Origin of the sequence: Collinsella sp. AF14-35 (genome assembly GCF_003464565.1) — a bacterium.
GTDB lineage: Bacteria > Actinomycetota > Coriobacteriia > Coriobacteriales > Coriobacteriaceae > Collinsella.
The window spans coordinates 1-7712 of record NZ_QRZD01000042.1 but is presented as its reverse complement, the minus strand read 5'-3'; the positions used below and the strand labels follow the sequence as shown (position 1 = coordinate 7712).

7 protein-coding genes and 1 pseudogene are annotated in these 7712 nt (G+C 63.2%); 1 reads left to right on the top strand and 7 read right to left on the bottom strand.

Annotation, left to right across the window (positions count from 1 at the left end; translation table 11 throughout):
• Nucleotides 1-122: 122 nt before the first annotated feature.
• From DWW12_RS09485 to DWW12_RS09460, 6 genes are all read right to left on the bottom strand, one after another.
• On the bottom strand, nt 123-689 hold the full coding sequence (locus DWW12_RS09485) for a hypothetical protein (protein WP_117855822.1): 567 nt from the start codon (nt 687-689) through the stop codon (nt 123-125).
• Between the two features lie 554 nt (nt 690-1243).
• Nucleotides 1244-2050 (bottom strand): double zinc ribbon domain-containing protein, encoded by an 807-nt coding sequence (locus DWW12_RS09480; protein ID WP_232049577.1) that lies wholly within the window; start codon nt 2048-2050, stop codon nt 1244-1246.
• Between the two features lie 102 nt (nt 2051-2152).
• The gene (locus tag DWW12_RS09475; protein ID WP_117855821.1) at nt 2153-3853 is read right to left on the bottom strand and encodes a regulatory iron-sulfur-containing complex subunit RicT; all 1701 of its coding nucleotides are present in this window, start codon (nt 3851-3853) and stop codon (nt 2153-2155) included.
• Nucleotides 3844-4971 (bottom strand): ATP-binding protein, encoded by a 1128-nt coding sequence (locus DWW12_RS09470; RefSeq protein WP_117629903.1) that lies wholly within the window; start codon nt 4969-4971, stop codon nt 3844-3846. Before DWW12_RS09470 ends, DWW12_RS09475 begins: the two co-directional genes overlap by 10 nt.
• Before the next feature lies 1 nt (nt 4972).
• A complete protein-coding gene (tmk, locus tag DWW12_RS09465) occupies nt 4973-5656 on the bottom strand; it encodes a dTMP kinase (protein WP_117855820.1) in 684 nt (227 codons plus the stop codon).
• A 251-nt stretch (nt 5657-5907) separates the two neighbouring features.
• On the bottom strand, nt 5908-6279 hold the full coding sequence (locus DWW12_RS09460; RefSeq protein ID WP_147345498.1) for a serine hydrolase: 372 nt from the start codon (nt 6277-6279) through the stop codon (nt 5908-5910).
• Nucleotides 6280-6409: 130 nt separating this feature from the next.
• On the opposite strand from DWW12_RS09460, the gene DWW12_RS09455 reads away from it, so the two are divergent.
• On the top strand, nt 6410-7444 hold the full coding sequence (locus tag DWW12_RS09455) for a zinc-ribbon domain-containing protein (RefSeq protein ID WP_158564440.1): 1035 nt from the start codon (nt 6410-6412) through the stop codon (nt 7442-7444).
• 37 nt (nt 7445-7481) lie between these two features.
• Here the strand turns inward: DWW12_RS09455 and DWW12_RS10065 are convergent.
• A pseudogene (locus DWW12_RS10065) lies at nt 7482-7712 on the bottom strand (IS110 family transposase); the annotation flags it as partial.

Sequence of the window (7712 nt, the reverse complement as noted above, 5' to 3'; positions counted from 1 at the left end):
GGCGGGGCATTCCCCGCCTCTTACACCACATCTCTGCGCGCTACCTACTGATTTAGTGACAGTACTCATATTTGCCATATTTTGGCCAGGGCATATGATTAACCCCCTATTTTCGACGTGAATTAGACCGGCTTAAGCCCAAAACACGCCCGCAGCGCGTTAAGCAACGCCTCTTGCTTCTTCCTGCGGGCATCGACACGATTCCGGTACCGCTTTCGCATACGCTGGTGGATGCGCCATGCGAGCGCTTCCATCGCTTCCATGTCGCAGAGCATTTCGTTGTTGACCGTCGCGACCTCGATTCCCATAGTAATCAAGCCCGTGTTGCGTTTTTCATCATGGATACGTCCCCTCCGAGAGGTATGGCCCAGCTCACCGTTGTATTCCAGGTCAAACCGGGCTGCCTCTTGATACGCATCGCAAACTGCATGCGGCATCCCCGAGATTGCCTGCGCGCGGTCATCGAACTCGATCTTGTAGTCGGTCTTAAAGGGACCGCAAGCAAATCCGCCATAGGGAAACGGAAGCGAAAACAGAGCGAGCATGATGCACTCCATGGGCGAGAGCAGGTTTTCCGAAAGATAGGGACACAGACGCAGCAGCTGTTTGGCCACATTCCCCTTGCATGCCGCAAGGTAATCTGCCAGACGATCGGGCATCAGCACCGGCTCGACTTCAAAGTAGCCCACGTCTGCTAGCTGGTCCTTGTCCTTTGCAAGCCTATTCGCAACAGGCGAGGTGTAGGGAGGCAGATACTTCCCGCGATCGCTCAGTGAAATCTTGGAACACAGTTCCTGGGCCAGGGCAAATGCCTGGATACAGCCGACCTCGCGGGCGATGGCAACACAAAGGGCCTCGGGAGATAGGCTGTATACCCCCCGGTTCCACCTCTAGAATCGAGCCAGCAGGCAACCCGGAGCATACGGACCAGCTCACGCCAAGAATGCGGCGGCGCTGTGCTGCAGACCCTACCAGCAAGCACAAATCCTCTTGTACCTCGCCGCTTGCGGCCCCAATCCGCACCAAGTCGGGAAGATAAATGTCCTCGGTCGAGGGCGACGACGTGCGCAGCACACGGCGCTCTTCATCGGGATTAAGGTCCTTCCAGCTGATGTAACCCATTTGTCGGCGCTCGGCGCGCATCGTGCGTAGCGCCGAGGCGCCGGTCAGAATTATGGAGGCCGCCAGTTGCTCGCTTGTCGGTTCGTCACACCGCTCAATCTTCACTGCCACAAAACCACCCCTACCAAACACGTGCGATAGCAAGGCCATCGACTGCCGCAGCGCCGGCGCGCTTGAGCTCCGCCGAGGCTGCTGCCATGGTCGCGCCCGTGGTGATAACGTCATCGATAAGCAGTAGGCGGCGGCCGTGCACGTCCTCAACCGTCTCGTACATGCCTTGGGCACGCTCGCGACGCTCCTCACGACCGAGTTCGCGCTGGTCGCCATGCCCGTACTTGACGAGAGCATCGAGCAGGGGAACACCCGACAGCTCGCAAAATGGGCGCGCAATAGCCTCCATATGATCAAAACCACGCCGCCGAAACGCCGCCGCCGTCGCAGGCACAAACACCACCGCATCCGCACCGGACAGCACACCTCCCAAGCGTTCGGGCGCTACGACCTGGGCATGCAGGGCGGTGTCGTAGAGCAGCTCCGCCAGATACGGAGCCAGACGTCGCTCGCCCGCGTCCTTGTACGCTTTAATGATGCGCGGCAGCGGATGCGCATAGACGGCGCACGCCAGGCAGCGGTCGAGCGCCTCCGCCATTGCCGAGGACGTGCCTTCGACCGAACACTCAGTGCACAGCAAATCCCCAAACGGGGCGCCGCATCGGGTACAGCTATGACGTGGGTCGATGAGCGTGAGCGCGGCCAGGCAGTCTTGGCAAATAAGCGCACCGGCGCGCTCGCAGCCGGCACATCGTGTTGGCGACAATGCCTCGAGTGCCTCGCGTGCCGCCCGCTCGGCAAACGGCAGCAATTCGTCCGCAAACGGTAGGGCGCCGGCACCCTGCAGACGGCTTAATTTGTTCAGATGGCTCTTCAAGACACAACCCTCCCTACGTTCGGTCGCAGGGAGGGTTGTTGATTCAGCGCTATGGTACCCCGACGCGATTGGGGTAAGGCGGGTTAAATCCGCTCGCGGGCGTTATTCGCCGGCGGGCGGTTGTGGTGCGGCCGCAGACGGGGTCGAGCCCTCGCCACCATCCTGGCGCGGCTTGCGGGAACGGCGACGACGACGGCGCTTTTGACCCTGGTCGGCCGAGCCCTCGCCACCGCGATCCTCGCGCGGCTCGCGCTCGTCGCGAGCGGCGCCACGCGAAGCCTTGGCAGCCGCTCCCCCGCCATCTCCGGGACGACGGCGCGTGACCTTGACCTCACCATCCGAGACCTGATCGGCAACGGAGGGCACTGAGGGCTTCTGTTGCGTGCCCGAGGAATGGCGACGGCGCGGACGCGGCGCGCGCTCATCCTCGCCACGTGACTTGCCGCCCTTGTCGGCAGGCGCATCGGAGGCCGAGGGACCCTTGGAAGCGGCACCGGCCTCGCGAGCAGCTGCGGCGCGGAAGGCATCCTCGCGCTCCTCGCTCGACAGATGACGGCGACGACGGCGCGTGGGGTTCATGCCACCGCCGCGGTTTTGCTGCTGGGGCTGTTGAACCTCGCGCTCGCGAGCTCCGTTCTTGCCGGCGGCTGCGGCCTCGCCGGCATCGGCAGAGCCCGCACGCTTGCGGCGGCGACGGCCACCGGCGGTATCCTCGACCTCAGGCGCCTCGGCCTTGCTGCGGCCCTTTCCGCGGCCACGGCCCTCGCCCTGCCCCTGACCGGCGCGAGCATCGGATTCAGCATCGCGACGACGGCGCTTGGGCATCGACGTACCGGCCAGACGGTCGGCGCTCGACAGGCCATCGCCCACGTCGACGCCGTTCTCGCGGTCGAGCTCCATAAGCGCCAGACGCATCTCGGGCGACTCGATGCGCTCGAGCACGTCGCGCGTCACGCAGTCGGGGCGGCAGTTGCAGCCCTGCTCGGCGGCCTTCTTTTTGCAGCCCTCCGAGCAGGTCATATCGGCCAGGTTGACCTTAAAGACCTTGCCGTTCTCCAGGCGCAGCACCAGCTGCTCACGCGGCGTGTCATATTCCTGAATACGCGCCTTGCCGAGCGGCGTATCGATGAGCGTCTTCTTTTTGGGCGCACGGCTCTTAAAGTCCTTGTACGCTTCGAACTCATAGCGCAGGCAGCACATCAGGCGGCCGCAAACGCCGCTGATCTTGGAGGAATTGAGCGGCAGGTCCTGCTCTTTTGCCATGCGGATCGAGACGGGCTCAAACTGTCCGCCAAAGCGCGTGCAACAGAGCTCCTGGCCGCACTGGGCATAGCCGCCCACCAGGCGAGTCTCGTCGCGCACGCCGATCTGGCGCATGTCGACGCGAATGTGCAGCGTCGAGGACAGATCCTTGACGAGCTGGCGAAAATCGACGCGCTCCTCGGCCGCAAAGTAGAACACGGCCTTCTCGCCGCCAAACAGGTACTCGACGCCCACCGGCTTCATCTCGAGGTCGAGTTCTTTGACCAGACGGCGGAAATCGACCATGGCCTCGTCGCCCTGGATGGCAAGATCGTCGGCAAGCTGCAGGTCGATGTCGCTCGCCACGCGCAGCACGGGCTTGAGCGGCTGACCGATCTCGTCTTGCGGCACCTCGAAGGGATCGGCCGTAACCAAGCCGATCTCGGTTCCGCGCTCGGTGGAGCAAATGGCATAATCGGCCTCGAGGATATCCAGGTCCTGCGGGTCAAACCACAGGTCGCGCGAGGCGTAGGTAAACTTAACGGGTACGACTAACGGCATTTCAGTGCCTTCCTGATATCGAACAGCATGACCTCGATGGCCAGCTGGGGAGTAACGTTTCTGGCGATGTTGTGCTCGGCGGTTGCGACCGCCTCGAGCGCCTGGGTGGCACCCGCAACATTCGTCGCAGCGGCAAGCCGACCGATCGTGTCACGCACGTCTTCGTTCACCACGTCGGCCGCCTCGTCCTGAAGTGTCAGCAGCACGTCGCGCATGAGCGTCCGCGCGCTCGCCAGCGCTTCCATGATACCCGAACGCTCGCGCGCGTTGAGTTCGCGCTTGTTGCGGTCCTCAAGCTGCTTCAATGCTCCACGCGACAGGTAGTCGGCATTTTGCTCGAGTACCTTTTCCTGCGTGGACTTGACCTCGGCGAGCGGCGCCTTGACGGCGACGATGAGCGACTTGGCGCGACTGAGCACGTCGGCCTCGTCGGCGGCAATGAGTGAGTCGATGGCACGGACCATCTGACGGCGGGCGTCCTGGCGCTCGGCGCTCTTAAGAAACTCGATGCCGCGTGTGGGGCTTCCCGCCACGGCGACCGCCATGCGGCAACGCGCGGGGTCCTGGCCGGTGGCGCGGCTCACGGCCTGCGCGGCGACGGCGGGCGACACCAGCCGAAACGGCACGCACTGGCAGCGGCTCACGATGGTGGGCAGCATCACGTCTGCCGAGGTGCCCAGCAAGATGAACATAACGCCCTCGGGCGGCTCCTCGAGTGTCTTGAGCAGTGCGTTGGCGGTGTTGGCGCGCAGTTGCTCGGCACGGTCGATGATGTAGACCTTGGCCTTGGCGCGAATGGGTGCCAGCGGCACGTCATCGAGCAGCTCGCGGGTCTGGGCAATAAGATAGCCCGTGGCGCTCTCGGGCGTGTAATAGTGCACGTCGGGATGCGTATGCCGAGAGACGCGCACGCAACTGTCGCATGCGCCGCAGCCGTCCTGCTCGCACAGGAAGGCTTGGGCGAGCGCCCACGCGGCATCGAGCTTGCCCGCGCCGGGCGCGCCCAAAAACAGGTAGGCGTGCGATGCACGGCCGCTGGCGACGGCATTGGTCAAAAAGTCGCGCACGCGCTCTTGGGTGTCGAGCTTGGCCAGCAGGCTTGCCTGAGCGGGGGCCATGTTACTCGGCCTCCTTGGCAAGCGCGGCGGCGACAGCATCCTGGGGGATATCGAGACCGTACGCGCGAACCTGTTCGACCGTTTGCGTGAAGACGTCTGCGATCGACGCAGTGGCGTCGATGAGCTTTACACGGTCTGGCTCCTCGGCAGCAATGGCACAAAATCCCTGATAGACGCGCTCCTGGAAGGCCATGCCCTTGGCCTCCATGCGATCGGCCGCACCGCGGGCCGCCATGCGCAGCGCCGCCTGCTCGGGCGTGATGTGATAGACGAGTGTGAGCGCCGGATGCGTCCCCGCGACGGCGAGGTTGTTGGCATCGCGTACCATCTGACGGTCAAGGCCATCGGCAAACGCCTGATAGCAGGTCGTGGAATCGTAGAAACGGTCGCACAGGACCACCTTGCCGGCAGCGAGGGCGGGAGCTATGACCTCGTGCACCAGCTGGGCACGCGCGGCCTCGTAGAGCAGCAGCTCGCAGGTGTCGCCCATCGCCGTATTGGCGGGGTCGAGCAGCAGGGCGCGAATCTTTTCGCCGATGGCGGTGCCGCCCGGCTCGCGCAGAGTTACGACCTGATAGCCAGCGAGGTCGAGCACGCGGGCCAGCAGGCGCGCCTGCGTGGACTTGCCGGCACCGTCGACGCCCTCGAGCGTGATAAAGCTATGTTGAGCGGGCTCAAAAGCCATGGGCGCAGCCCCTTCCTACAAGGTGCGTAAATGCAAGTTATAGCAACCAAGCCATGATACCCCAGCGTCCGGCGCACCCCAAATCGGGCCTAGTCATTGGGGACGTTCTTAAATGACTAGGTGGCAGTTAGGGACGTTCCTAAAGTGCCGGCAGAAAAGGAACGTCCCCACCTGCCGACCCTCTAAGTTGCGGTGAAATAGGAACTGAATACGCCTTCTAACAGCAAGTACAATCCTTATTTCACCGCAAGTTAGGAGTGGGCGCGAGCGTTGATGGCGAAGGAAATATCGCGCTTGAGGGCTAGGGCCTGTTCGCGTTCGAGGTCTTGGGTGAGGATTGCCAGCACGTAAGGGCGCTCGGCGTAGACGATTGCGGCATCGTGCTGAGCATTCGCCAGACTGCCCGTTTTGTGCGCAACCAAAACGCCGCCGGGAACGCCCTCGACAATACCGCGCGTATCTTCCTGAGCCAGCAGATATCCGTGCGCCCGCTCGCAGAGCTCGGGCGTCGCGATTGTCCCCGCCGCCAGCCGCTGCAACACGGCCGCAGCATCACGGGCGCTCGTATAGTTCTCGCGACCTTGTGCCTGGGCCGCAGCATCCATCATCAAACGAGCGAGCACGGTCTTTGTGACGCATGCGACAGGGCTTGCGCGGCACGACTATCCTCACACAACCAGTTGGGTCGGCGCGGCTCAACCGCACCTGAACTACCTTATAATCTAGCCAACACATCGAATGGAAGGAACCATCATGCCCCGGTTTTGCACCCATTGCGGCAAGCTTCTGAAAGACGGCGAGCGCTTCTGCACCAACTGCGGAACGCCGGTAACCGATGATGGCAAGGCCTCTCAGTCGCAAGAGGATGCGCAGGCAGCCGAGCATGCCGCCGCGTCCGATGCCGCCTTCGACACTGCCGCTACCACGGTTCAGCCTGCGCAGCAGCCCACGGCGACTCAGCCCCAGCAGGCGGACGTGACCGTGCAGTCCGCCCATCAGCCCGCGCCCGCTCCCCAGCCGGAAGCTGGCGCGACGCAGCAATGGGCGACGCCAGCCGGCTCCGCGCCGCAGCAGCCCATACCGACCGCTGCTCCGCAGGCCGGTGCGCCTACTGCCCCCAAAAACAACAACGCCCTGCTCATCGGCATCATCGCCGTACTCGTTGTCGTGATTTTCGCGCTCGTCGTGTTCTTTATGATCAAGCCTTTCGACAAGGGCGCCGATGATACTAAGGGCACGACGATCGAAAAGGTCAAAATCGACCACAATGACGATGATGCCTCCGTTAAGGGTGACCCCAACCAGCTTGACGATGATGACGAGGAGGACGAGGCGGGCGGCGAGCAGAACATCTACGACCAGCTGAGCTCCTACTACAGCAGGCTCTCCGATCTTGACCAGAAGGTCCGCGACTGCGCCACCACATTCAACACGTATTACCTTAAGGATGACCGCAGCTCGCGTCAGGCGGCCAGCGACACCGCCGAGGCGCTCGAGGATCAGATTAGCGGCCTGAAGGACGAGGTCGAGGACCTGGATGTTCCCGTCGACTCACAGAACTACAGCTCGTGGAAAGACATCATCGCGCTCTACGACGACCTGGAGAATCGCATCGACGTCATTTGCGACGCTTGGGAGATCAGCCTTGAGTACTCCAGCCCCGCCAACCACAAGGACGAGATCGTGGCGCCGCTGGCGCGCGACAACGTTGCAGGCACCAACGACAACAAATACCGCCTGGACTTTGAGGACCGCTTCCCCGGCGCAAAGCCCGTCGAAGTGAACTAGTCATTGGGTGTTCCTATAGTTTTGTCAACCTTCGACGCTACTCCCGGTAGGGCACCCGGTCGCGCATCACGGCGTATATCGCCCTGAGCCGCTTCCTCGCGACGGCCTTGAGCGCCCGCCCGTGCCCCATGCCCCGCGCCCTGCAGGCCCGGTAGTACTCGCCGTAGCGCCCCGAGGACCTCACCAGGCTGTTGCACGAGAAGATCAGCAGGGACTTGAGCCTCGCGTCGCCGCGCCTGGACGCCCTGACCGACCTCACCGACGTTCC

What these genes read in the sequence shown, in the direction of transcription:
- DWW12_RS09475 (WP_117855821.1), bottom strand. Translation starts at nt 3,853, where the DNA reads ATGCCGTTAGTCGTACCCGTTAAGTTTACCTACGCCTCGCGCGACCTG.
- DWW12_RS09470 (WP_117629903.1), bottom strand. Translation starts at nt 4,971, where the DNA reads ATGGCCCCCGCTCAGGCAAGCCTGCTGGCCAAGCTCGACACCCAAGAG.
- tmk (WP_117855820.1), bottom strand. Translation starts at nt 5,656, where the DNA reads ATGGCTTTTGAGCCCGCTCAACATAGCTTTATCACGCTCGAGGGCGTC.
- DWW12_RS09455 (WP_158564440.1), top strand. Translation starts at nt 6,410, where the DNA reads ATGCCCCGGTTTTGCACCCATTGCGGCAAGCTTCTGAAAGACGGCGAG.